This window comes from Neobacillus sp. DZ-9, assembly GCF_059587065.1.
In genome coordinates this window covers 431766-455817 of the sequence record NZ_JCAIOL010000003.1, presented here as the reverse complement: position 1 = coordinate 455817, position 24052 = coordinate 431766, and the positions used below count along the sequence as shown (strand labels likewise).

Genomic DNA, 24052 nt, shown 5'->3' with positions numbered 1-24052 from the left:
CTTTTTTTATAGACTGAGAGGAGGCAAATAAGAAATGACGAGTTCAGTAACTTATGAAAATTGGAATCAAATTTCAGATTCGTTTTCTATAGAAGATGAAACAAAGGGAGCTCTTGGTGTTCTAAAGTGGGCCTATAGTAATTATCTAGAAGAGAAAATTGTTTATGCATCCAGTTTTGGTGCGGAAGCAATTGTTTTAATTGATTTGATTCACCAGGTGAAACCAGATGCCCATATTGTTTTTTTAGACACGGGGCTGCATTTTCTGGAAACCTATGATGTCATTGATAAAATCCAAGCCCGCTTCCCTACACTGAAAATTGAAAAGAAACAGCCGGCACTTACATTGGATGAACAATCTGCCCAATATGGATCAGCTTTATGGAAACGGGATCCAAACCAATGCTGTCAAATTCGAAAAGTAATTCCGTTAAGGGAAACGCTGACCCAGAAGGAAGCATGGATCTCGGGGCTTCGCCGCGAGCAGTCACCAACAAGGCAGAATACTCAATTTCTAAACAAGGATGACAAATTTGAAAATATTAAAATTTGTCCATTGATTCATTGGACTTGGGATGAAGTTTGGTCCTACATCCGCGAGAAAGACCTTCCTTATAACGAACTGCACGATCGTAATTATCCAAGTATAGGATGTTTTCCTTGTACTCAGGCTGTAAGCTCTAATGGTGATTCACGTGAAGGGCGCTGGACTGGAAGCAGCAAAACTGAGTGCGGTTTGCACTCATCGTAAGGAGGGGGTTCTAACGCTTACAATTATTGCTGTTACCATCGGAATATTCTTTGCCGTAAATATTGGAGCCAGCGGGGCAGCCGCCTCAATGGGAATTTCCTATGGCGCCGGAGTAATAAAAAAACAAGTGGCTTTATTCCTTTGTGGAATAGTGGTCTTTCTAGGTGCCTGGCTTGGTGGCGGGGAGGTTGTCAAAACAATTGGCAGCGGTATTGTTCCAAGCAGTACCTTTACAAATGCGATTGCCTTAATTGTGTTAGCTGCAGCAGCCTTATCCTTATTTTTAGCAAATGTTTTTGGTATTCCGCTATCCACCAGTGAAGTTACGGTAGGTTCTGTGGTTGGCGCAGGCATTGTCTATCAATCGGTATACCTAGGGAAGCTTTTATGGATTGCCGTGTTTTGGCTGTTCACACCCTTTGCAGCCTTTGTGATTGCCATCCTTGCTGCCAGTTTTTTAAAAATAAAACCAATAAAGTCCTTTGTTGAAAAGTCAAAGGCTGGGCCCATTTTGGTAGTAATGGTTATCCTCATGGGATTGTTCGAAGCCTTTTCAGCAGGAATGAACAATGTGGCAAATGCTGTTGGACCATTAGTGGCTGCGGGTTTAATGTCTAAAGGAAGTGGAGTTCTTTGGGGTGGTCTGGCGGTTGCCTTAGGTGCTTTCCTTCTTGGTCACAAAGTGATTGAAACAAATGGCAAAAAAATTACCACACTTAAGTTAGAAGAAGGCTGTGTCATTTCAGGTACTGGAGCAAGCATTGTCACTGCTGCTTCCATATTCGGAATACCGGTGCCATTAACGCAAATCACTACGTCTTCGATTATAGGAATTGGTTTTGCCAAGCATGGGAAATCCGTTTTGAAAAAGGACATTGTTGTACAGTTGTTGAAAGTTTGGATTGTTTCACCCGTATTATCAATGGTGCTTTCCTATACGATCATCCAATTAGTAATTGTCCAAAACTTTTACCCAATCATCGTTATGATTGGAGCTCTCATCTCCGTTTTCGGAGTTCTGTCCTTAATGAGAAAGTCTTCACCATCTGGTGCGGCTTCTAATACAACAATCACAAATGAATTTAAACTAGTAAAGAAAGGTTGATCATTATGTCATTTTTACCAAAACCTCATGGAGGAAAGCTTGTAGAAGCCTTCGATCCTTACTATGATTTTTCAAATGTTGAAAAAGTACTTAATATTGATGCGATTGCATTAAGTGACCTCGAATTGATTGGTATTGGGCTTTTTAGTCCATTAAAAGGATTCCTTGGGAAAGAAGATTATGAGTCTGTTGTAAGCAATATGCGTTTGGCGGATAATACGATTTGGTCGATTCCTGTTACCCTGCCTGTATCCTATGAATTTGCAGGTACGCTAGTTGCGGGTGAGGAAATTAAGTTAAAATATAATGATGAAGTTTATGGAGTCATTAAGGTTTCTGAATGGTATGAGCCAGACTTAGAGAAAGAAGCTCTTGAAGTTTATAAGACAAATGAACTCGCTCATCCTGGTGTGAAACGTCTATTTGAAAGAGGCCCTGTTTATGTTGCTGGTGATGTAGTCCTAGTTAAAAAACCGGAAAAAGGCGTTTTCGGAGATGTTTGGTTCGAGCCAAAGGAAACCCGTGCGTTATTTGAAGAAAAAGGCTGGAAGACTGTTGTTGGTTTCCAAACTCGTAATCCAATTCACCGCGCCCATGAGTATATTCAAAAAGCAGCTCTTGAGACGGTTGATGGACTGTTTGTTAATCCGCTTGTTGGTGAAACAAAGTCTGACGATGTCCCAGCAGATGTCCGCCTTAAAAGCTATCGTGTATTACTAGAAAACTACTATCCTAAAGAACGTGTTCAGCTTGGAGTTTATCCAGCTGCAATGCGATATGCTGGCCCTAGGGAAGCAGTTTTTCATGCGATTGCCCGGAAGAATTTTGGCTGTACCCACTTTATTGTCGGCCGTGACCATGCTGGAGTAGGCAACTATTATGGAACCTACGATGCACAGCACATTTTTAGTAATTTTACAGAAGAAGAGCTTGGAATTAAACCTTTATTCTTTGAGCATAGCTTCTACTGCACAAAATGCGATGGTATGGCATCGGATAAAACTTGCCCGCATGGTAAGGAAGATCGTGTGATTCTTTCTGGTACAAAGGTTAGAGAATTACTTCGTGCCGGACAGCTTCCACCGTCAACCTTCAGCAGAAAAGAAGTGGTCGAAGTTCTAATTGAAGGCATGAGAGAAAAAACAACTGTTTAAGGGTGAACTAAGATGAGTAAATCAACGAATATTACATGGCACGATACAACCATTTCGAAATCTGATCGCAATGCACAAAATGGACATGGAAGCTGTACACTTTGGTTTACTGGTCTTTCTGGTTCTGGCAAATCGACAATTGCTAATGCAGTCTCCAATGAATTGTTCCGCCAAGGAATTAATGAGTATGTTCTCGATGGAGACAATATTCGCCACGGTTTAAACAAAGACCTTGGATTTTCAGACCATGACCGAACAGAAAATATTCGACGTATTGGGGAAGTGGCGAAGCTTTTCGTGGATAGCGGAAAAATCGTCACAACCGCCTTTATTTCTCCTTTCCGCTCTGATCGGGAACAGGTAAGGGATTTATTTCTTGAGGGAGAATTCATTGAAGTTTTTGTTAGCTGTCCAATCGAAGAATGTGAAAAACGTGATCCAAAGCAGCTTTATGCTAAAGCGCGCCGTGGAGAGATAAAAGATTTTACAGGGATTGATTCTCCTTATGAAGCCCCTGAGAAACCGGAAATAACCATTCATTCTCATCAGGTTTCAGTTGGAGAAGCGGTAGAACAGGTATTAAATTATCTGCGAGAGAAGAACATAATTTAGAAGGTTTCGAGTGAAGGGAGCAATCACCGTGAAGGCAATTCTATACATTGGCCATGGAACTCGTTCGAAAAAAGGGGCGGAGGAAGCCATCTCCTTTATCCAAAGGGTAATGGAAAGGATTAATGTCCCGATTCAGGAAGTCAGTTTCCTAGAATTGACTCGCCCATTAATTGAAGAGGGCTTTCAGCGATGTGTAGAAAGGGGAGCAACGGAAGTGACTGTTGTTCCTCTGTTCCTTTTAGCTGCCGGTCATATAAAGGAAGATATCCCTTATGCTCTTTCTGCCTTGCGTGAGAATTATCCTCACATTCCTATAAAGGTAAAGGATCCTTTCGGAGTTCAGGGGATCCTCCTTGATGGTGTTGCTGAACTTGTTAGAGATACTGTCTCAGATTTATCTACAAACGATTCTCTCCTGATAGTCGGGAGAGGAAGTAGTGATCCCAGTATTCACGATGCCTTTACAGAAATTTCTTTTGGTATTCGTCAGCGTCTTGGTGTGGAGCGGGTTTCAGTTTGTTTTTTGGCAGCGGCTGAACCAAGACTCGAAGAAGGTTTGGAGAATATTAGCAACGGTGCGGCCGGACGGGTGATTGTTGTCCCATATTTATTATTTTCCGGTCTTCTATTAAATGAAGTAAATCAAAAGGTCCGCAAAAGGCAAAATTGTGGTCAGCAGATTGTACATACTGGGCAATTAAGTAAGCATCGTGTAATTGAGGATATTGTTATTCAACGAGCAGCAGAATAAAGATTTCAGACAAGCACTCTCTTGGGTGCTTTATTTTTTGAGCATAGCTCTTGGATAAATTTCACAACTTATTATAGTATTTAAAGTAGGAGAATTTTTTGCCAAAGAAAGGAGAATATCAATGCCAACAAGTTTAAAGGATACAACAACTCTACATAATGGTGTTGAAATGCCATGGTTTGGGCTCGGTGTTTTTAAAGTAAAGGAAGGTTCCGAAGTTGTTGAATCTGTTAAGTCGGCGATTAAAAATGGTTATAAAAGCATTGATACAGCTGCCATTTATCAAAATGAAGAGGGCGTAGGTCAAGGGATTAGAGAGGCAAGTATACCAAGAGAAGAACTGTTTATTACATCAAAAGTGTGGAATTCTGATCAAGGGTATGATTCAACGCTTAAGGCTTACGAAACCAGCTTGAAGAAACTTGGGCTGGACTATTTGGACCTTTACCTAATTCACTGGCCAGGAAAAACCAAGTATAAAGAAACCTGGAAGGCACTTGAAAAGTTATATAAAGACGGACGTGTCCGGGCAATTGGTGTAAGTAATTTTAAGATTCATCATTTAGAGGACTTGCTTAAGGATGCCGAAATTAAACCAATGGTCAACCAAGTCGAATATCATCCACATCTAACACAGAAAGAGTTACTAGCTTTTTGCCAAAAGGAAGGTATTCAGCTTGAAGCATGGTCGCCGCTTAAACAAGGACAGTTATTAAATGATTCAGTGATTACTGAAGTTGCTGCAAAGCATGGGAAATCCCCAGCTCAAGTGATTTTACGCTGGGATTTGCAAAATAAAGTGGTTACCATTCCAAAATCAATCAAAGAGCAGCGAATCATTGAAAATGCGGATATTTTTGATTTTGAATTATCTTTAGAGGATATGGAAAAAATTGATGGGCTCAACAAAGATGAACGAGTAGGCTCCGATCCGGATGATATGTCGTATGGGTTTAGTGAGTAAAAGTAAATAGAAGTGAGTAATTAAAAAAAGGATCTGCTATTTTAAGGCAGATCCTTTCGTCATATTAATGCCCAGCCCCAACATCATCCACATGTTTAATATGCTTGCCATTAAACCAGATAAACAGCACGGAAACTAATACAAATCCAGCTCCCACAATAAACGGAACGGATGGGTTGTAAATCTCGGCTAGCTTTCCAGCTGTATAAGGAGCAATCGCACCTCCGATAAAGCGTAAAAAGCTGTACGCTGCAGAGGCTGTTGACCGTTCCACGGGAGCAGCGTTCATTACAGCAGTCGTAATCAGAGTATTATTATTACCTAATAAAGCCCCCGCGATGATAACCGCTGCGATGATTACCCATTGTGTCGAAGTCCAAATACCCATTGCAAATAATACAAGGGCGAACAGAGTGAGCATTGCACACATAGATTTAATTGTTCCAAAGCGAGCCTGTAATTTTGGTGCCATGAAAACCGAAGTGACAGCTAATAAAATTCCCCAGCCTAAGAAAACAAAACCTAATCCATGTTCATCCAAGCCCATAACAAATGGTGCAAAGGCTAATAAAGTGAAAAATCCAAAGTTATATAACGCCGCAGCGATACCGAAAACAAGCAATGAACGATGTTTCAAGGCTCTAAACGGATCGGCCAAGGATGTTTTAGTTTGTACTGCATTTTGTGAACTGGTTTTTGGCATTAAGATTAATAAACCAAAGAATGCAATGACCATTAAAGCTGCTACGCCAAGGAAAGGTCCTCTCCAAGACATAGCGCCTAACCAGCCGCCAAGAAGGGGACCGACAGAAATTCCAAGGCCGATAGCCGCTTCATAAAGGATAATCGCTTTTGCGGTTCCACTTTTTGAAAGCGACACAATAGCTGCTAAAGCCGTTGCCACGAACAAGGCATTACCTAAACCCCATCCTCCACGAAGACCAACAAGTGCCCAAATACCATTTGAAAAACCACCCAATGCAGAGAAAACAGCGATGATAACGATACCCACCATTAGAGTCCATTTTATTCCAAGTCTTGACGAAATCATCCCAGTAATCAACATCGCCACAGCCATTACGGCATTATAGCTGGTGAATAGCAGGGTTACTTGGCTTTGTGAAGCATGCAGTTTCTCAGCAATTGCCGGAAGGATTGGGTCAACAAGCCCAAGACCCATAAAAGCAATAATACAAGCAAAAAAAACAGCCCAGACAGCCTTTGGTTGTTTTAGTAAACTAGATTCGGTTTTTACTATCGATGAACCCTTTGCTGAACCTGATGAAACAGATTGTGTTGTTGACGACATTCAAATTCCTCCCCTTTTATAAAGACTTCCTTTGAAATTAAACTAATGACTTAAAGGAATTCCTAATTACATCTCCACGGCTAATTATTCCTGCCAATACCCCATTTTTCTCGACAGGAACCTTCTTAATTTGCTTCTTTCCTAAAAAAGCAGCAATGTTCTCAATATCCTCTTCCCAGGAAACTGTGAAAACCTTCTTTTTGGCAATTTCCATTACATTTAAATTTAAAATCCTTTCTATTCTATCCTCAAATTCTTCCTGGTCGCCTTTTATAACAAAGGCAAAATAAAAGCTGTCCACGATATGATCATCATGTTTTCCAATATAACGCAATACATCTCCATCACTTATAAATCCAACTACTTCATTTTTATCATTAACAATTGGAAGGCCGCTTATTTGATATTCAATAAATTTATCGATAACCGCTCTGACTGTATCAGTTTCTTTTACCTTATATACTTGACTGACCATAATATCTTTTGCTTGCATGATTTTCCCCCCTCTAAATGTTTCTTTTTTGAAAAATAGTTGTATAATGAAAGTATATATTTGTATTATACAACTATTATTCAGAGTGTCAATAGTGCGAATCAATAATGCACTATCGTCCTGCATTACATTTGCACATCGGAGTATGTTATCATTATTCGTAGAAAATAAGTATAGATGGGGGAGATTAGAAAATGTATGATGATTCCTTGGAAATCATAGAGTTAGAATTGGCAGTCCTCATTCGCAGAATAACATCTGCAACTTCTCATAAAAAAGTTGGCCAACTTGACCGCTCTGCGTATCTGTTACTTCATCAAATAGCCACAAAAGGTGCTGCCGGAGTGAAAGCTTTGGCTGGTAAATTTCAACTAGATATTTCTACTGTAAGCAGACAAGCTGCCGCTTTAGAACAAAAAGGCTTATTGTATCGGATTCCTGATGAAACCGATGGGAGGGCTTATTCGCTTCAGATAACCGAACAAGGTTTAACGGAGTTAAAAGAAGATAAACATCTCAGGATGCAAAGAGTAGGAGAGGTAATGAGAACCTGGACAGATGATGAACGTCAAACATTTGCCATCCTTTTAAAAAAATACAATCAATCTGTTCTAATTGAATAGAAAAAAGAGGTGACGCAAAAAGTCGATGAAACAACTTTTGGTCAGCCTCTTTTTTTATTTTGCTTTACTTGTATGCTTCAGAGGTGATAAAAGCTCAATAAATCTTTCAAAAGGGAGCTCGCATGCCGGATATTTTTCTAATAAGGATAGCATTGAAATACCTTTATCAACGACATGGACTTTGTATGAATCCTCATTAAGAAGGGCATCTATTTCTCTTTTATGTGGAGGACATACTGTAAAGGAAGCAAGTTCTTGCAGTTGTTCATGAGTAACAGTCTCCTCAAGGTTAACACTAAAGCTTAGCAAATCCCAGGCACGAACCGGAAAATCTAATGGAAGATGTGTTGCATCATGTTTTATTCCTGTCAAAACTAATTGGTCCTTTCCTTCCAAACCATAACGAAGAAGAGCACGTTCCACTAGTCCTGATGAATTATGTGAAAGGTCTTCAATATGGACATTTTCTTCTAATTTAGCCTTTTCTTGATGCTGAGAATCCCCATTTACAAATTGAATCGTTAAACCATTGACAGACGGAACAGGCTCTTCCGTGAAATCTATCCCCAATACCTCGATGACATTAGGCCAAAATTGTTCATGCCAATCCTCGAACTGCTTTTCAAATTCACTGCTGGCATCGCCTTGCCCCTTTTGTACTAATCGAGTGGCGCCTTTTTCAGCCAGTTTTTCATCTATTAAATTCGGTATACTTTGATAGGTGCTTGCCCAATTGGTGTCACCGCAGCCAAAAACAGCATAACGAACTCCATTTAATCTTGTTTCTTCCTCTTTAAGCCACTTCACAAATTTGCGGGCATTTTTTGGCGGGTTGCCATTATAGGAAGAAGAAACAATTACTACTAACCCTTCTTTAGGAAGGGTGCCGGCAAACCCATCGAGCGGAGCAGCCTCACTTTGGAAACCTTTGAAACGAGCTGTTACCGCCAAATCCTTGGCAATCCCTTCTGCTGTACCCATATTAGAACCATATAGCACGAGAAAAGGGGTGTTGTGCGCCCCCCTGACGGATTGACTAGCCGGAGGTAATTCAATCATTGGTTTATTAATATCTTCTCCGGTCTCATTTAGTAATAAGGAAGCCGCACTTTGGGATTCACGCGGACGGACCTGCATCGTTAATCCGTCTGGCTTAAGTGTCAAGGTTTCTTTAACGGACAATTGATAATTGGTATGGTCGAACAGCTGGAAGTGCTTTAAAATCATCCCAATTAATAATGTGGCTTCGTGCATCGCAAATTGTTGTCCAATACATGCCCGTTGGCCGTTACCGAAAGGTTTATAGGCATGGTGAGGGACGGTTTTTGGATCTTCAAATCTTTCTGGTCTGAATTCCTCAACATCTTCGCCCCATGCAGCCGTATCGCGATGAAGTTTTAAATTAAATACATTGACAACATCCCGTTTCTTAAGGGGATATTTACCAGCCAGCATCGTGTCTTCTTTTGCATAAAGAGAGAAGAGCGGTGCAGTTGGCCATAGTCTTAAGGACTCATTTAAAATCATGCGAATGTATTTTAAACTGCGAACTTGTTGATACGTTGGTACAGTACTAGTTAGTACTCGGTCTACCTCCGAGTACGCCTTTGCCAAGATTTCTGGGTGCTTCATTAGAAAATACAAGGTAAAGGAAAGTAATCCACTTGTCGTTTCATGACCGGCAATTAAAAATGTTATAATTTGATAGCGGATATTTTCGTCACTTAGCTTTTCGCCTGTAGTTGGATCTGCACTGTTTAGCATCCGAGAAAGAAGGTCTTCCGCGTCATGATCTTCACTCGATTTACGTTCTTCAATGATTTGATCAACTAATGAAAACATGTATTGAATATCACGTTTAAACTGCTGCTTTTTCTTTACCATTAATTTATCATGTAAGCCAAGACGATTGCTTTGATTCATTGCTTCATCAAGAGCATTGCTCATGCTTTTAATAAAACGGTGTGGTTTTTCACGGTAAAAGCTGTTAAAGCGATAATTGAATCCGCATAATCCAATTGTATCTAACGTCAGGCGAGTCATATCTTCCGAAACATCTATACTTTCGTCAGAATTTAGTCTGGCCCATTTTTGAATGAGCTGGACTGCAATATCCACCATCATCGAATGGTACCCTTTCATGGCACTTTGACTAAAGCTTGGGAGGAGAATATTATGAGCCTTCTTCCAATTTTCCTCCTTGGTCCAACTCGTAAATAGACCATCTCCTGAAAAGGATCGTACTTTTTGCAACGGTGCATTGACAAGTTTATCGAAACGCGACTCATCGGATGCATCCTCTACTAATTCTGCAGAAGAAATAAATATTCCAGTCCCAGTTGGAAATTTCAGTTTGAAAATAGGACCGAACTCATAGCTAAGTTTCATGATTGATTGTGTTGGTTTATGTACATCAAGTTGTGGGAGGTTACCAAGCGGGCCGTACGTTTTAGGCTGCGGAATTGCAGCGTTGTCAGTAGTTACCATGTCTTTTTATGGACCTTCCTTCCTGTCAATTGGACTGATTTTAAAAATTTATAATATTAAAATAATATTTACATAGATTATAACATGTCTGTGTTGGTAATATAAGATGTCAGAAAATTAAAGATTTAGATAAATTTCGACAAAATTATTACTTTCGACAACATACATTGTTTATAAAAAAGGTTTTTACGACTGTAAACGGTTACAAAACAGGTAAGTTAAGAAAAAGGAAACAAAACATGTCGATTTTATTTAGAATTGTTTTTTTCTCCTCTCCAAATACTCCGGAGAACGAATTATTATTTTGGCAGAATATCTAATGTAAAAGGAGTAAATGTTTTTGAAAAATAAAATAGGAAGCTTCCCAGCTTCCTATTTTGGTTCAACTAATGCAGCGAATTGATGAATTGTCGTAGAGTAAGAGATGCGTACGCGATGCATGACCAACATTTCATCTGGTGCACCCTTCTCAATAAATTGCCCAGGTTTTGTGGTAGTGGCGAATTGATAGTATTTCTTCGTTTCCGCTACAACTTGATCATTAAAATGACCATAGGGGTAGGCGATGGCAATAACGGGTTTTCCCGTTATTTGTTCAATTTTTTCCTTTGAAGCATAAAGCTCTTCCTCATAATTTTTAATTTTCGGAAGATCTGCATGGGACATCGTATGGGATTGAATAGAGAATATTCCCGAATTCACCATTTCCTTTATATCTGATGAAGATAAGCGATAATCCCCGCTGTCGATATAGCCGGCGATGACATATTCCGTAGCAGTGGGAAGGAACTTGGCATCTTTCAATTCTTGTAGGATCCGAAAAGCATTTAAATTATTTTTCATGCCATCGTCGAAAGTAACAAGTATCGGTTTATTTACTTTATTTATTTCATCCCAGTGTTCAAAGGTGAGGAAGGTGTAGCCGTTATCCTTTAAATAGCGCATTTGAGCTTCGAAATTAGCTGGGGTTACGAATAACTCTTTTAGTCCTTCACCTTTATATTCATCAATCGCGTGATACATCAGAATCGGTACATATTGTTGAAACGTTATGGACGATTTTGCCAGCAGCTCCTCAGTTCCATCTGGGTGAACGCCATATGCCTCTACCTGGTACTCGCCGCGCTTCCCCGAAAATTCCTTGGTATTAAATAAATACGAAAAATTATTTTCTTTTTGATTAGAAATAAATGATTTCATACTTGCAGGACCGTCGGCTGTACGCCAAATATGGTAGTTTACCTCTGACACTTCGACTGTTCTATCAATTATAGATATCATGGCATTAGTTGATTCATAGGCGAAGGGACTAACTGAAATGCCAGCTTTTGGCTGGAAGGCTGTCACTTTGTTCACTTCTGGTTGTTTAGTCTCAGGTTCATTAGATATCTCTGTTTGTTTAACCGGTTTTTCTGCTTTGTGCATCTTTGCGTCCGCCTTTGATAGGCTGCAGCCTGAAAGCACTAAAGTGGAAATAAGCGCAATATTAAGCAGCTTGTACATTTTATCCATCCTTGTAAAATAGTAATCTCGAAAAGTATCATACCATTTACGGATGGGGAAGAAAAGACTCTATGACTTTACACCTATTAATATGAAACTGACACCGAGGAAAATCCATAGCATCTTTATATACGATATTTTTTCAACAATGCTCAAAGTCCCGATTGTTGTAGTTAAAATCAATATGAGAGGTCCGACTAATGCAAGCGAACTATTAACAATAAGTGCTTTTTCAACCGAATTAAACTTTATCATTAAAATAGCAGCACTTACCTCGATGCATCCTGAGATAATTCTTAAGAGTGCCATGCCTAATACGGCTTTTTCAATAAAGGTAAACATGAAATCCTCCTGTTTTCATCCTTTTCTTCCTCATTATATGTTGAATTTTCCAATATAAGGACATGTATTTAGATTTGAAAAGAAAGACATGGAAAAAACACGGTAATTTTCCCGTGTTTTTTCGCCTCAAAGTTAAATTAGTTTAAATCCACTAATTAATATGATTACCGCTAAAATGGTCCGGAGCGGTTTTGCAGGGAATTTGGCTGATAAGGTGCTGCCTAAAACGACACCTGGGATTGAACCCAGTAAAAGGTTAAACATTAGTTGATAATCAACATTGCCAATGCCTGCATGCATGATTCCTGCCGCAGAGACCAATAAAAAGGCATGAGCGATATCCGTCCCGACTAGCTCAGAGGGTCTCATTTTATAAAGATACAGCATGGCTAAAGCGAATAATGATCCTGAGCCAATGGATGTAAGCCCAACGATAAATCCTAAAATAGCCCCAATTCCAATGGTTAAAAATCTTTTGTCATGAATAGGCTTCAATTGAATCGAATTCAATTCAAATTTATCCTTTGCAAAGGTTTTGATAAGTGTGGTAATGGCTACTAATATTAAAACATATCCGAGTGCATGCTTAATCACTAGCTCTTGATTATGAAAAAAAGAATCAAAAAGATGCAGGATAAGAACGGCGGCGATGGCACTCGGTATACTGCCCATAGCTAAGTATTTTACAAGCTGGAGGTTAATAGTCTTTTGCCTCCAATGCTGGATCGAACCGAACAGCTTGGTGATGGAATTATATACAAGATCGGTTCCTACAGCAATGGCTGGATTAATACCTAACAGAATTAAAACAGGTGTTAATAACGCGGCTCCACCTACACCTGTCAGGCCCACCAAAAATCCGATTATAAGACCCATTACAATGATACCAATACTCATTAAGCACACCCCGTATTTAACTATAACAATTGACTTTACACCATTAAATTATGAAATGGGTATTTGTCTTGCTAATAAAAAAAGAGGGGACTCAAAGTTTATTTTGAGTCTCCTCTTATCCTTCTTCCTCGTCATTCAATTTTATTTTTTTACAACCAACATATAAGCAGGTGAAAATATCAAGACCTGGCTTTGCTTTCGTTAATCCTTTTAAATACGGGGTCACCAAATCTTTAAAATCCGCACCAACGCCTTCTTCTTCCAGAATTCCATAAACGAACAACTTTTTTTCATCAAACAAAAAGGCAACATTTCCAACAGCTTTGTTTTTTGAATCTACGACATTTAGGACTTGAAATTCAGGTGTAATCACCTCTGGTGAAAAATAAATTTGCAAGCCAATCATCCCTTTATGTAAACTGTAATTTTTCAAACAATGTATCGCTATTTTCTGCCGGTTCTTTTTTCGCAACATGAATTAGAATGAGGCAAAGCAGACCGCAAAGCAAAGTTAACCCTGCAGTTGTTAGAAACATCCCTGTGCGGGACCACTCCATTAATTTACTAAATATAGGCGGGCCGATGGCTACTCCTAAGAACCGAACCGAACCATATAGAGAGGTAACAAAGCCTCTCCGATCAGCTGGAACAGATCCGGTAATAAAACTATTTATGCATGGGAGGACAAGCCCTGTCCCAATACTGCTAATCACAAGGACAGCAAAAAAAGGAATTAATTTATGAAATAAAATCAAAGACGAGAAAGAGGCAGTCATTAAGAGCAAACCTAAAATAATTAACGCCTTCATTAATTTCATCTTTTTCCCGATTTTACTGCCGGTAAAATACGAAGTTGTGGTCATAAATAAAAGGGGAATCGCCAGGCTACTGCCTTTTAACAAACCATCAATATGATGTTCCTTTTCAAGAATATCAGAAATATAGAACAAAATTCCAAATAGCGCAAATAGGCAGGTTGCCCCGGTTAAATAAGCGGCAAATAACCAGCGTCCTTCTGTTTTAAAAACAGAAATCAGCCCTTTAACATATTTTCCAACTGGGGGCGGCTCTTTCTCTTTTTTCTTTTCCTTGATAAAAAAGATCGTTAATAGTACAGAGATAAGACAAAAAATTGGAAAGGCAAAAAATACGGCATACCAGAACAGAAGGGCTAATAGAGAGCCTATGATCGGACTAATAACCTTACCGAAGCCATTTGACGCTTCTACTAATCCTAAAACCTTGCTTTGTTCTCCGCCTTTAAATAAGTCCCCAGTTAAAGCCATGGCAATCGGTGCAGTTCCAGCTGCGCCGATTCCCTGCATAATTCTGCCTGCGAGAATCCACATATAAGAATTGGAAAACCAAGCGGCTGCAGCTCCTGCTAAAAATCCGCCGCTTCCATATAAAATGAGTGCAGGGATAATCACGGCCTTCCTTGAAAAGCGATCTGATAAGTAACCCAAAATGGGAATAGAAACAGCAGCCGCAATCGAAAAGACCGAAATAATGAAACTAATCTTAAATTGAGAAACATCGAGCTCTGCTTTCATTTTTGGAAGAATTGGTATCAGCATCGAGTTACCCAGAACCAGAATCAGCGGAATGGAACTGATGGCGAGAATTGTTAAGCCTTTATGTTTTTGCTTCGGCACTGATTGTACACCCCTGACAATAATGATTAGCTTTATTATTGTTTGATGCCAGGCTTTTGTTTATTCAGGCAAATGCCTATTTTCTAAGGAATGGGCCCATTATTTACACATTCACCCATTTTACGAATAATCTATTTTAGAAAAATAGAGGAGGCGCATCCTTATGGATTTTTTAACCTTGCCGAAAAGGACTTCCGGAACAAGGACCCACGGATTGACTTCAGTTGTCGATTTCGGAACTCCAATTGGTGAATTAAAAAATATTTTAGCTGATTACAGCTCATACATTGACATTGCTAAAATTGGAATCGGATCTGCATTGGTTACACCTAATATAAAGGAAAAAATAGAGCTGTATCAGCAATATAATATTATTCCTTATTGCGGCGGCACATTATTTGAAAAATGCTATTTCCAAAATAAACTCACAGAGTATCAAACCTATTTACATGATTTAGGTGTGAACTGGGTAGAAATTTCAACGGGAACCTTAGAAATTCCATTACAAGAACGCCTCCATCTTATTTCTCTATTTAAAAAGGACTTTCAGGTTATATCAGAAGTAGGATCCAAGGATTGCCATAAAGAAATGCCGATTTCTGAATGGAGACGGGAGATCCAGCTTTTGTTAGAAGCAGGCTGTAATTATGTGATTACGGAAGGAAGAGATTCTGGAACTTCGGGTATATATAAACAATGCGGAAACATAAGATCCGATTTAATTCAAGAATTACTAAGAGATATTGATCATAATAAAATTATTTTTGAAGCGCCTGCAGCTAAGCACCAAATGTACTTTATTAATGAAATCGGCCCGAACGTTAATTTAGGAAATGTAAAATTAACGGATGTACTAATTCTAGAAGCCCAGCGTTGCGGACTTAGAAGTGAAACCTTTTATTTGGAGGCGCATGAATGCAACTTACCTTAATACGACATCTTCCAACAGAATGGAATAAAAGGACTTGGCTTCAAGGACGGCGAGACATTGACATTTCGGAAATTACCGCCGAAGTAAATAAAGAGATTGCGGACAATCAATTACTACTCGAAAAACTATCCCCATTTACTCATGTCTTAGCCAGTTCATTAAAACGTACTCATCAAACAGCCAAGCTCTATGGTTATAAGTGCGAAATCGAAAATTTGTTGGACGAATTAGATTTTGGAGTATTTGAAGGTGTACCAAAGGCAGATATGATTTTAGAATTCGGCGAAAGGTGGACTGAATCTCCAAAGGAAATTGTATTAGGCGAGAGTATACAAAATCTAGAGAAAAGAATTGAATTGTTTTTAGAAAAATATCGAAAATCATCTAATATTCTAGCCTTCGGCCATGGTTCTTGGATCAGGGCGGTGATTTCCTATAATCAGTATGGCCATGTAAATAATATGAATAAAAGTTTAATCGGTAACAATGAATGTATCACCGTAACATTTTGAGAGGGAGGAATGGAATTGCCCGAAATGTTGACGTATGAAAATTGGGATGAACGAAAAGAGGCAGAGATTCTGGATAAATATCCAGACTATTTAGATGTGTTAAAATGGGCCTTCGATGAATATGGCGATGATATTGTTTATGCCTGTAGCTTTGGAGCCGAGGGAATCGTGTTAATTGATTTAATTCATAAAGTTAAGAAAAACGCCAAGATTATTTTCCTTGATACCGGACTGCATTTTTCTGAGACCTATGAATTAATAGAAAAAGTTAAAGAGCGTTATCCAACATTACAAATTGAATTGATAAAGCCTATTATGACACTAAACCAACAGGAGAAATGGTATGGTGAAGAGCTTTGGAATCATAATCCAAATCTTTGCTGCCATATGAGGAAGGTTGTTCCTCTAAAAAATGCCTTAAATGATGTGATCGCATGGATTTCTGGTTTAAGAAGAGAACAATCCCCAACAAGGAGCCTCACGAATTATATTAATAGAGATGAAAAATTCCATAAAATAAAAATTTGCCCCCTTATTCATTGGACTTGGAATGATATCATGACCTATATCCACTTAAACAAGCTCCCCTATAATCCATTACACGATAAAGGATATCCTAGTATAGGCTGTGCCACATGTACAAAAGCAATTACAAATACAGATGAGAGCCGTTCAGGCCGCTGGTCGGGTCATTCTAAAACAGAATGCGGACTTCATCAACAATAGAGGTTTTGGGAGGAACAAATGGTGAGTGAAAGTGTGCCCCATGGCGGTAACTTAATCAATCGTATAGACCATAATTACTCGATTGATTTATCGCTTAAATATATAGAACTCGACAAATTAGAAATAAGTGATTTAGAATTAATTGCTAATGGAGCTTATAGTCCACTGGAAGGTTTTATGGGAAGAGCGGATTATGACTCCGTAGTTAAAAATATGAGATTGTCGAATGGACTGCCTTGGTCCATACCGATTACATTGGCGATTGACAAAAAGAAGGCAATGGAAATAAAAGCAGGAGATAGGGTCAATTTAGTTCATAAGGGCACAGTCTATGGTGTGATGGGAATTGAGGAAATCTTTTTTCCGGACAAAAAATTAGAGGCAGAAATGGTTTATCGGACCTTGGATTTAAATCACCCAGGTGTAAAAAAACTAATTGAAAGAGCAGAAATTTATGTCGGAGGTCCGATTACCCTGATCAAGCGGCCGCCCAAATTAATGTTTTCAACCTACTTTTTAGACCCTTTGCAAACAAGGATGAAATTTCAAGAATTAGGCTGGAGGACAGTAGTAGGATTCCAAACCCGTAATCCTGTTCACCGGGCCCATGAATATATTCAAAAATCCGCATTGGAGACTGTCGATGGACTCTTCCTAAACCCCCTTGTAGGGGAGACGAAGGCTGATGATATCCCAAGTGAAATTCGCATGAAAAGCTATCAAGTACTGCTAGAAAACTATTACCCAAAAGATAGGGTTTTTTTGTCTGTATTTCCGGCTTCCATGCGCTATGCCGGACCAAGAGAAGCTATTTTTCATGCGATCGTTAGGAAAAATTTTGGCTGTACCCATTTTATTGTAGGAAGAGATCATGCAGGTGTAGGAAATTATTATGGCACCTATGATTCACAAAAAATATTCAGTCACTTTTCTGAAGAGGAACTAGGGATTAAACCACTCTTTTTTGAACATAGTTTTTACTGTAAAAAATGTGAAAATATGGCCTCTGAAAAAACATGTCCTCATGAACCTCAATATCATGTCATTTTATCTGGAACGAAAGTTAGAGGTATGTTGAAGAATGGAGAACAGCCGCCGAAAGAGTTCAGTCGTCCAGAAGTAGTCGAAATATTGATTCAAGGGATGAAGGAAGTATATACCAAAAACTAAAGGGTGTAGGAAATGGGGAATAGCAACATTACCTGGCATCAATCCGCGGTTACAAAAACGGACCGCCATCAATTAAATGGGCACAAAAGCTGTGTTTTATGGTTTACCGGTTTATCAGGGTCCGGGAAATCAACGTTGGCTAACGCTGTAGACCATGCATTTTTCGAACTGGGCTTTCGAAGTTATGTATTAGATGGCGACAATATCCGTCATGGCTTGAATAGTGATTTAAGCTTTAGGGTTGAGGACCGTAAGGAAAATATTCGTAGGATTGGGGAAGTAGCAAAGCTTTTTGTTGATAGCGGCCAAATTGTTTCTTCGGCATTTATCTCTCCCTTTCAAGGGGACCGCGAACTTGTTCGCCAGTTATTTGAACCGGATGAGTTTATTGAGATTTTTGTAAAATGTCCTCTCCAAGTTTGCGAGGACCGCGATCCAAAGGGATTATACGTGAAGGCAAGAATAGGAGAAATTCCTGAATTCACAGGAATATCCTCTCCATATGAAATTCCTGAAAACCCAGAAATCATTATTGAAACGAATAAACTATCAATTGATCAGTCAGTCGAGGCAGTCATTGCCTATTTAAGAGAAAAGAAGATCCTATAGCAGGGATCTTCTATTTTTTTCTCCAATTAGAAGATAAAAATGTTAGTTTTTGAAACTTGAAATTATAGATATAATCAATAATATTAGTGGAGAAGAATTGGCAAATAATAGCAAATATAACGATTTTATAATTAATGACAAGAGCTGTAAATAAAAAGATTAAAAAATTGATCCCCATCATCACTTTTCCAGGGCTCCAATTCTTGTAATTAGCAATCATTAAAGCCGGAATGACCATTCCTCCGCTCGAAGCTCCTGCACGAATCAATAATCCTACACCTATACCAAAAAAGATAGAACCTCCAACAATATCAAACAAGATATTTATATGCTGCAAGGGGGCCTGAGAAGTTAGGAAGCTGACGACTGTAGAGGTTGTTGCAACTGATATAATCGTACGTATTGTCCAGGTGAACCCAAAATATTTTAAGGCAAACATTAAAAAAACAATATTGGCCAGCCATAAAGAGAATCCAAGGGATAAATGGAACCAGTGATTCAATAAAATAGCTAGCCCTGCTGCACCTCCTGATGGGATCGAGTGCGGAAATAAAAAGATAGACATAGAGAATCCTTGCAGCGTAGCTCCAAAAAGTAAACAGAAATAGGTTAAGAGTGTTTTTTTCATATCCGGCTGCAATAATCCCTCCCCAATAAACCTTCCTTGTCCATTTTATGATTCCCTTCTTTAAAAAATGCAAAAAGAGCCGGCTAGGCCGGCCTTACTTTAATTTAATAGTTCTGTTAGCGTAACTAATTTGTAGCCTTGTGCTTGCAGCCATGGAATGACGGTATCAACAGCTTCAGGGGTATTGATGCCCCCAATATGCATAAGAATAATATCGCCATTGCTTGCACCAGCTTTTATCCTTGAAACGAGTGTCTCAGTGGATGGCTGCTGCCAGTCGATGGTATCGAGTGACCATTGAATACTGAATGGATAACCTGCCTGCCCTACGATCTTTAATGCCGCTGGGTTGTATGAGCCAAATGGAAAACGGAAATAGGGCTGAGGGGATTTTCCGGTCGCTTTTTTAATCGCCTGATCCGCCTTGATAATATCCTGCTTAAAGGCAGCGGCGGTCGTTTTTACTGCATCAGGATGGGAATAGGAATGGTTGCCAATTTCGTGACCTTCGTCGGCTATTCTTTTTGCAAGGTCTGGATACTTTTCAACCCATTTACCTGTAAGGAAAAAGGTTGCTTTTAGATTGTATTTTTTCAGTACGTCTAAAATGGCAATCCCCGCGGCATCACTTCCGGCATCAAAGGTTAGGGCGATTTCCTTTTTCTGCAGGCTGCCGTTAGAGATGAGTACGGAAGAAGCAGTAGTTGGCGGCGGATCCTGTTTCGGCGGTTCTACAGGCGGAGGGGGCTCAACATTTTTTCCATAAAGCTTTAAGATTTGGCCTGCATAAATGACATCGGATTTAAGGATATTCCATTGTTTAATTTTCACCACTGTTACTTCTGCGCGAGTTGCAATGGAGTAAAGAGTATCCCCTTTAACAACTTCATACTTTACAATTTCATCGGCGGGTACATTAATTTTTTCGGGTGTTTCCGGAGTTGGTCTATCAGGTTTTTCCTCACTTGGGGTATCTGGCTGTGGATTCTCCTTAACAGGTGGTTCTTCTTTGACTGGATCAGGATCGTTACTCTGACCGCTGTCAACTGGGGTCACTACACCTGGTGAATCATTTTGTTTTCCTTGGTCCAATAGGTTCTCAGCATGAAAGAATAACATGAAAATAACACCTATAAAGCTAATCGCTGACAGGCTATAATAAATCCACTTTCCAGCAGTTCGTTTGATATGGGAGACCACCCCCAAGACAAGAAATATCGTAAAAATAAGGAAAATAAGTAGGATGATGATTTCCTGCATGATAAATTCCCCCTTTGCTTTCTGAATGAACAGGGAGCAGAAATCGGTTTGATTATGGTTCAGCCTTAAAGGGGACAAGGTGAGGTATGGGTGAGGAAAATGCCTAATTTCTGCCTTAATTATACGATATGAGGCATTCGCCCATAGGTGCCGAAAATCTTAAAAAGTAGAAATATTTAAAAAAAGAGTAATGATTCCGAAAATAATTAGGAAGTTATTTTTTTATAATTTATTAATAGGGAGTTGACGAAAGGAGGAACAAAAATGAAAACAAAACTAAAAGGAAGATATGTCATCGGTTTTGATGGCCATGACCATGTTCTAATTGAAAACGCTGAGGTCGTTTATGAACAAGACACCATTATTTATGTAGGAAAAAATTATGCAGGTGAAGTAAACGAGGAAATCGATGCAGGAAATGCGGTCATTAGTCCAGGTTTTATTGATTTAAATGCGTTAGGTGATATTGACCATGATATCTTACATGTAGAGGCTAGTTCAAAGCGACAAAAGAACCTCCTTTGGTCTGAGCAGTATGTTAAAAACGGGCATCATGAGGTAATGACCGCTGAAGAGGAAGCCTTCAAATCCCTTTATGCCTACTCACAACTGATCCTTCATGGAATCACGACGGCGATGCCAATCACTTCTGTTTTTTATAAAAAATGGGCTGAAACCTATGAGGAGCTTGGTGCTGCAGCTAATCATGCTGCTAGTCTGGGATTAAGAATATATCTAGGTCCAAGCTATCAATCAGGGATCAGAGTGGTACAGCCTGATGGTACGATTAAACTTTACTGGGATGAAGCAGCAGGAAAAGAAGGTTTACAGTGGGCAGTAAGGTTTGTGGAAGAATTCGATGGCACGTATGATGGACTGGTCAGAGGGATGCTTGCACCGGAACGTATTGAGTGTCAAACGGCAGAAAGTCTGACTCAAACAAAATATTATAGTGATCAACTAGGTGTTCCTATTAAATTACATGCAGCACAGGGAAGCTTTGAGTACCACACTATTTTAGAAAAATACGGAGTAACACCAATACAGTATTTATATAACCTCGGCTTCTTAGGAGCAAAAACAGGAATTCCTCATGCTCATTTTATTGCAGGATATAGTGAAGCGATTAAAGGCGAAGGCGATGATATAGCTCTTTTAAAAGAAACGAATACTACTGTTATTCATTGTCCATTAATCATTGGCAGACATATGTCAGCATTAGAATCATTTGCAAAATATAAAAGAGCAGGAATCAATTTGGCACTTGGTACAGATACCTTTCCGCCGGATATGTTCCAAAACATTAGGACCGGAAGTATGTTTTCACGATTTATCGAAAAAGAAGTAGAGGATTCAACCTACACAGATTTCTTCCAGGCGGCTACACTTGGAGCAGCAAAATTTCTAGGCAGGGAGGATTTAGGACGCCTTTCAGTTGGCGCGAAAGCAGATATTATTGCCATTGACTTAGATGGTTTTCATATGGGAGTTCTTGACGACCCAATCAGAACTATGTTTCTAAGTGGAACAGGAAGGGACGTAAAGCTATCAATTATTAACGGAAAAATTGTGATGAAGGATCAAAAAATCCCTAATCTTGATTTAGAAGAAATCAAAACAAAGGGGCAGCAATATTTTCACAAAATGAAAAAGGGATATTTAGAAAGGGACTATCAGCAATTGCAAGAAATTGACTTATTTCCTCCTTCCATTAAAATAGTAGATTCTATATAAATTGTTAAAAAGAAGTAAAGATATTGAAAATAAAAGTAAATATATTCGAAATAAAATTATCTGAATATTTTCTATAATTAGACAAGTAACAACAAAGATTATAAAAATATTCAGGAGGTAGAGTCGATGAATGTAATTCGGGGGGGAAGAAGTTTATTTCTGCTAATGCTGGTGTTGTTTCTTATTACTGGGTGCTCAACTAATAAGAACGTGAGCACAAAAGAGACCGGGAAGAAGACAGCGTCAAAAGAAGGTGGGACACTAGTGATAGCCCGTTTGTCTGATGCAGAAAATTTAGATCAACAGTTTATGTCTACCATCAATGCAGCAAGCGTTACACACCGCAAAGTGTATGAAGGTTTAGTTGGCCGTGATAAAAATGCCGAAATCCAGCCATTGTTAGCAGAAAAATGGGAACAGTTGAATGATACCACATGGGAATTTAAATTAAGAAAAGGTGTTAAATTCCATGATGGTACCGATTTTAATGCAAAAGCAGTGAAAGCTACATTTGATCGGCTCTTAGATCCTAAGGTAGCTTCTCCAAGAGCTGTTGTTTTTAAAATGGTAAAAGAAGTAAAGGTAATTGATGATTATACTGTTCAGTTTATTTTATCTGAGCCATTTTCCCCGCTGCTGTCAATTTTGGCAAGCCATGAAGGCGGAATCATTAGTCCTAAAACCATCGAAAAATACGGAAAAAACATTATTAAAGAGCCAAATGGAACAGGCCCGTTTGTTTTTGAATCTTGGACGCCTGGACAAGAAATTGTCTTAACCAAAAATAAAAATTATTGGGGAGAAAAAGCAAAGGTCGACAAAGTTGTATTTAAGGTCGTACCTGAGGAAACCACCAGAATTTCCATGCTGGAAACGGGAGAAGCCCAAATTGCTGAACCCCTTTCTGTCCCAATGATGGATACGGTCGCAGCTTCGCAGGCAATAGATGTTTATCGAAGTGAAGGATATGGAACCGAATATATTGGCTTTAACGTTCAAAAGAAACCATTTACTGATGAACGAGTCCGGAAGGCCATCGCCCATGCAGTTGAAATGGATTCCATCTTGAAAGGGGTCTATAACAACGTAGGGAAGAAGGCTAATTCGTTATTAGGTTCAAAAGTTTTCGGTTATAATCCTGATATGAAAGCGTACGATTATAACTTAAATGAGGCGAAGAAATTACTGGCTGAGGCAGGCTATCCAAATGGATTTGAAGTGACCCTAAAAACAATGGATAGTAAAGAAAGAGTGAATATGGCCGAAGTTCTTCAATCACAATTAAAAGGGATTGGAGTAAAATTAAAAATCCAGGTGTTGGAGTACGGGACCTTTGTTGACCAAGCAAACAAGGGAGACACTGAAATGTTTATCCTGAGCTGGAGAAATGCGACGGGGGATGCCGATTATAATCAGTATAACCTATTCCATACAAACTCTCAGGGTGGAGCTGGGAATACTTTCTTCTACAGTAATAAAGAAGCTGATCGATTAATCCAAGCTGCCCGCAGTGAAAAAGACCCAGAAAAACGGAAAGAATTATATGCCCAGTCACAACAATTAGAAATGAAAGAAGCGGTTTATATTCCGGTTCGAGTCATTGAAAATTTAGCAGCTGTCTCAAAGGATGTAAAAGGCTTTTCTATTAGTCCATCTGGCTATCTGGAATTAAATGATGTCTCAATAAAATAGACTCTATAAGATAAGAGGGATATCCATTGGATAACCCCTTTTATCATGTTGGCTGTGTTAAAGGTCATTATTGATTTTGAAACTCTGTTGATTGGAGCGCAAATCAACAGCCAAGTTTAACACAGCCAACATGTTAATAAAAAT

General features: G+C 39.1%; 24 protein-coding genes. 14 read left to right on the top strand and 10 right to left on the bottom strand.

Going from position 1 to position 24052, the window contains the following annotated elements:
- Window positions 1–34 precede the first annotated feature (34 nt).
- The 6 genes from AC59HZ_RS10650 (at window position 35) to pgoN (ending at window position 5337) form a co-directional block, all read left to right on the top strand.
- Window positions 35–751: a phosphoadenylyl-sulfate reductase gene (locus AC59HZ_RS10650; RefSeq protein WP_496545769.1), complete on the top strand. Its 717-nt coding sequence runs from the start codon at window positions 35–37 to the stop codon at window positions 749–751.
- The gene (cysP, locus tag AC59HZ_RS10645; RefSeq protein ID WP_496545768.1) at window positions 684–1856 is read left to right on the top strand and encodes a sulfate permease; all 1173 of its coding nucleotides are present in this window, start codon (window positions 684–686) and stop codon (window positions 1854–1856) included. Before AC59HZ_RS10650 ends, cysP begins: the two co-directional genes overlap by 68 nt.
- Window positions 1857–1861: 5 nt before the next feature.
- Window positions 1862–3010 carry a sulfate adenylyltransferase gene (gene sat, locus AC59HZ_RS10640; RefSeq protein ID WP_496545767.1) on the top strand — a complete coding sequence of 383 codons (1149 nt, stop codon included), beginning with the start codon at window positions 1862–1864 and terminating at the stop codon, window positions 3008–3010.
- 12 nt (window positions 3011–3022) lie between these two features.
- Window positions 3023–3622: an adenylyl-sulfate kinase gene (gene cysC / locus AC59HZ_RS10635; protein ID WP_496545766.1), complete on the top strand. Its 600-nt coding sequence runs from the start codon at window positions 3023–3025 to the stop codon at window positions 3620–3622.
- Window positions 3623–3632: 10 nt separating this feature from the next.
- Window positions 3633–4373: a sirohydrochlorin chelatase gene (locus AC59HZ_RS10630; protein ID WP_496545765.1), complete on the top strand. Its 741-nt coding sequence runs from the start codon at window positions 3633–3635 to the stop codon at window positions 4371–4373.
- 121 nt (window positions 4374–4494) lie between these two features.
- Window positions 4495–5337 (top strand): glyoxal/methylglyoxal reductase, encoded by an 843-nt coding sequence (pgoN, locus tag AC59HZ_RS10625; protein ID WP_496545764.1) that lies wholly within the window; start codon window positions 4495–4497, stop codon window positions 5335–5337.
- 64 nt (window positions 5338–5401) lie between these two features.
- On the opposite strand, the gene AC59HZ_RS10620 is transcribed toward pgoN, so the two are convergent.
- Window positions 5402–6646, bottom strand: coding sequence for an MFS transporter (locus tag AC59HZ_RS10620; RefSeq protein WP_496545763.1), 1245 nt, complete (start codon window positions 6644–6646; stop codon window positions 5402–5404).
- A gap of 37 nt (window positions 6647–6683) precedes the next feature.
- A complete protein-coding gene (locus AC59HZ_RS10615; protein WP_496545762.1) occupies window positions 6684–7139 on the bottom strand; it encodes a CBS domain-containing protein in 456 nt (151 codons plus the stop codon).
- Window positions 7140–7333: 194 nt separating this feature from the next.
- On the opposite strand from AC59HZ_RS10615, the gene AC59HZ_RS10610 reads away from it, so the two are divergent.
- The gene (locus AC59HZ_RS10610; protein ID WP_496545761.1) at window positions 7334–7762 is read left to right on the top strand and encodes a MarR family winged helix-turn-helix transcriptional regulator; all 429 of its coding nucleotides are present in this window, start codon (window positions 7334–7336) and stop codon (window positions 7760–7762) included.
- Window positions 7763–7816: 54 nt separating this feature from the next.
- Here AC59HZ_RS10610 and AC59HZ_RS10605 read toward each other — a convergent pair whose 3' ends face one another.
- From AC59HZ_RS10605 to AC59HZ_RS10580, 6 genes are all read right to left on the bottom strand, one after another.
- Window positions 7817–10249: a cytochrome P450 gene (locus AC59HZ_RS10605; RefSeq protein WP_496545760.1), complete on the bottom strand. Its 2433-nt coding sequence runs from the start codon at window positions 10247–10249 to the stop codon at window positions 7817–7819.
- A gap of 372 nt (window positions 10250–10621) precedes the next feature.
- Window positions 10622–11752, bottom strand: a complete 1131-nt coding sequence (locus AC59HZ_RS10600) for a polysaccharide deacetylase family protein (RefSeq protein ID WP_496546038.1) — start codon at window positions 11750–11752, stop codon at window positions 10622–10624.
- Between the two features lie 69 nt (window positions 11753–11821).
- On the bottom strand, window positions 11822–12094 hold the full coding sequence (locus tag AC59HZ_RS10595; protein WP_430061996.1) for a YqhV family protein: 273 nt from the start codon (window positions 12092–12094) through the stop codon (window positions 11822–11824).
- A gap of 132 nt (window positions 12095–12226) precedes the next feature.
- Complete coding sequence (locus AC59HZ_RS10590; RefSeq protein WP_496545759.1) at window positions 12227–12991, bottom strand: sulfite exporter TauE/SafE family protein; 765 nt, start codon at window positions 12989–12991, stop codon at window positions 12227–12229.
- A gap of 115 nt (window positions 12992–13106) precedes the next feature.
- Window positions 13107–13388, bottom strand: coding sequence for a hypothetical protein (locus AC59HZ_RS10585; RefSeq protein ID WP_430061990.1), 282 nt, complete (start codon window positions 13386–13388; stop codon window positions 13107–13109).
- Window positions 13389–13401: 13 nt separating this feature from the next.
- Window positions 13402–14646 carry an MFS transporter gene (locus AC59HZ_RS10580; protein ID WP_496545758.1) on the bottom strand — a complete coding sequence of 415 codons (1245 nt, stop codon included), beginning with the start codon at window positions 14644–14646 and terminating at the stop codon, window positions 13402–13404.
- 163 nt (window positions 14647–14809) lie between these two features.
- Here AC59HZ_RS10580 and AC59HZ_RS10575 point away from each other — a divergent pair, with 163 nt between their 5' ends.
- Genes AC59HZ_RS10575 through cysC (AC59HZ_RS10555) form a run of 5 tightly spaced genes read left to right on the top strand, consistent with a single transcriptional unit; the run spans window position 14810 to window position 18594 of the window.
- Window positions 14810–15577 (top strand): phosphosulfolactate synthase, encoded by a 768-nt coding sequence (locus AC59HZ_RS10575; protein ID WP_496545757.1) that lies wholly within the window; start codon window positions 14810–14812, stop codon window positions 15575–15577.
- Window positions 15562–16089 (top strand): histidine phosphatase family protein, encoded by a 528-nt coding sequence (locus AC59HZ_RS10570; protein WP_496545756.1) that lies wholly within the window; start codon window positions 15562–15564, stop codon window positions 16087–16089. Before AC59HZ_RS10575 ends, AC59HZ_RS10570 begins: the two co-directional genes overlap by 16 nt.
- Before the next feature lie 15 nt (window positions 16090–16104).
- Window positions 16105–16815 carry a phosphoadenylyl-sulfate reductase gene (locus AC59HZ_RS10565; RefSeq protein ID WP_496545755.1) on the top strand — a complete coding sequence of 237 codons (711 nt, stop codon included), beginning with the start codon at window positions 16105–16107 and terminating at the stop codon, window positions 16813–16815.
- Window positions 16816–16836: 21 nt separating this feature from the next.
- Entirely contained in the window at window positions 16837–17985 is a 1149-nt protein-coding gene (sat, locus tag AC59HZ_RS10560; protein ID WP_496546037.1) for a sulfate adenylyltransferase, read from the top strand.
- 12 nt (window positions 17986–17997) lie between these two features.
- Window positions 17998–18594, top strand: a complete 597-nt coding sequence (cysC, locus tag AC59HZ_RS10555) for an adenylyl-sulfate kinase (RefSeq protein WP_496545754.1) — start codon at window positions 17998–18000, stop codon at window positions 18592–18594.
- 10 nt (window positions 18595–18604) lie between these two features.
- Here cysC (AC59HZ_RS10555) and AC59HZ_RS10550 read toward each other — a convergent pair whose 3' ends face one another.
- Window positions 18605–19222 carry a YitT family protein gene (locus tag AC59HZ_RS10550; protein ID WP_496545753.1) on the bottom strand — a complete coding sequence of 206 codons (618 nt, stop codon included), beginning with the start codon at window positions 19220–19222 and terminating at the stop codon, window positions 18605–18607.
- Window positions 19223–19321: 99 nt separating this feature from the next.
- The gene (locus AC59HZ_RS10545) at window positions 19322–20482 is read right to left on the bottom strand and encodes a polysaccharide deacetylase family protein (protein ID WP_496545752.1); all 1161 of its coding nucleotides are present in this window, start codon (window positions 20480–20482) and stop codon (window positions 19322–19324) included.
- Window positions 20483–20746: 264 nt separating this feature from the next.
- Here AC59HZ_RS10545 and AC59HZ_RS10540 point away from each other — a divergent pair, with 264 nt between their 5' ends.
- Window positions 20747–22216, top strand: coding sequence for an amidohydrolase family protein (locus AC59HZ_RS10540; RefSeq protein WP_496545751.1), 1470 nt, complete (start codon window positions 20747–20749; stop codon window positions 22214–22216).
- Between the two features lie 126 nt (window positions 22217–22342).
- Entirely contained in the window at window positions 22343–23908 is a 1566-nt protein-coding gene (locus AC59HZ_RS10535) for a glutathione ABC transporter substrate-binding protein (protein WP_496545750.1), read from the top strand.
- Window positions 23909–24052: the final 144 nt, after the last annotated feature.

Bases quoted from the DNA above. Each gene is read 5' to 3' on its own strand.
- AC59HZ_RS10650 (WP_496545769.1), top strand. From the start codon at position 35: ATGACGAGTTCAGTAACTTATGAAAATTGGAATCAAATTTCAGATTCG.
- cysP (WP_496545768.1), top strand. From the start codon at position 684: ATGGTGATTCACGTGAAGGGCGCTGGACTGGAAGCAGCAAAACTGAGT.
- sat (WP_496545767.1), top strand. From the start codon at position 1,862: ATGTCATTTTTACCAAAACCTCATGGAGGAAAGCTTGTAGAAGCCTTC.
- cysC (WP_496545766.1), top strand. From the start codon at position 3,023: ATGAGTAAATCAACGAATATTACATGGCACGATACAACCATTTCGAAA.
- pgoN (WP_496545764.1), top strand. From the start codon at position 4,495: ATGCCAACAAGTTTAAAGGATACAACAACTCTACATAATGGTGTTGAA.
- AC59HZ_RS10620 (WP_496545763.1), bottom strand. From the start codon at position 6,646: ATGTCGTCAACAACACAATCTGTTTCATCAGGTTCAGCAAAGGGTTCA.
- AC59HZ_RS10615 (WP_496545762.1), bottom strand. From the start codon at position 7,139: ATGCAAGCAAAAGATATTATGGTCAGTCAAGTATATAAGGTAAAAGAA.
- AC59HZ_RS10610 (WP_496545761.1), top strand. From the start codon at position 7,334: ATGTATGATGATTCCTTGGAAATCATAGAGTTAGAATTGGCAGTCCTC.
- AC59HZ_RS10605 (WP_496545760.1), bottom strand. From the start codon at position 10,249: ATGGTAACTACTGACAACGCTGCAATTCCGCAGCCTAAAACGTACGGC.
- AC59HZ_RS10600 (WP_496546038.1), bottom strand. From the start codon at position 11,752: ATGTACAAGCTGCTTAATATTGCGCTTATTTCCACTTTAGTGCTTTCA.
- AC59HZ_RS10595 (WP_430061996.1), bottom strand. From the start codon at position 12,094: ATGTTTACCTTTATTGAAAAAGCCGTATTAGGCATGGCACTCTTAAGA.
- AC59HZ_RS10590 (WP_496545759.1), bottom strand. From the start codon at position 12,991: ATGAGTATTGGTATCATTGTAATGGGTCTTATAATCGGATTTTTGGTG.
- AC59HZ_RS10575 (WP_496545757.1), top strand. From the start codon at position 14,810: ATGGATTTTTTAACCTTGCCGAAAAGGACTTCCGGAACAAGGACCCAC.
- AC59HZ_RS10570 (WP_496545756.1), top strand. From the start codon at position 15,562: ATGCAACTTACCTTAATACGACATCTTCCAACAGAATGGAATAAAAGG.
- cysC (WP_496545754.1), top strand. From the start codon at position 17,998: ATGGGGAATAGCAACATTACCTGGCATCAATCCGCGGTTACAAAAACG.
- AC59HZ_RS10550 (WP_496545753.1), bottom strand. From the start codon at position 19,222: ATGAAAAAAACACTCTTAACCTATTTCTGTTTACTTTTTGGAGCTACG.
- AC59HZ_RS10545 (WP_496545752.1), bottom strand. From the start codon at position 20,482: ATGCAGGAAATCATCATCCTACTTATTTTCCTTATTTTTACGATATTT.
- AC59HZ_RS10540 (WP_496545751.1), top strand. From the start codon at position 20,747: ATGAAAACAAAACTAAAAGGAAGATATGTCATCGGTTTTGATGGCCAT.
- AC59HZ_RS10535 (WP_496545750.1), top strand. From the start codon at position 22,343: ATGAATGTAATTCGGGGGGGAAGAAGTTTATTTCTGCTAATGCTGGTG.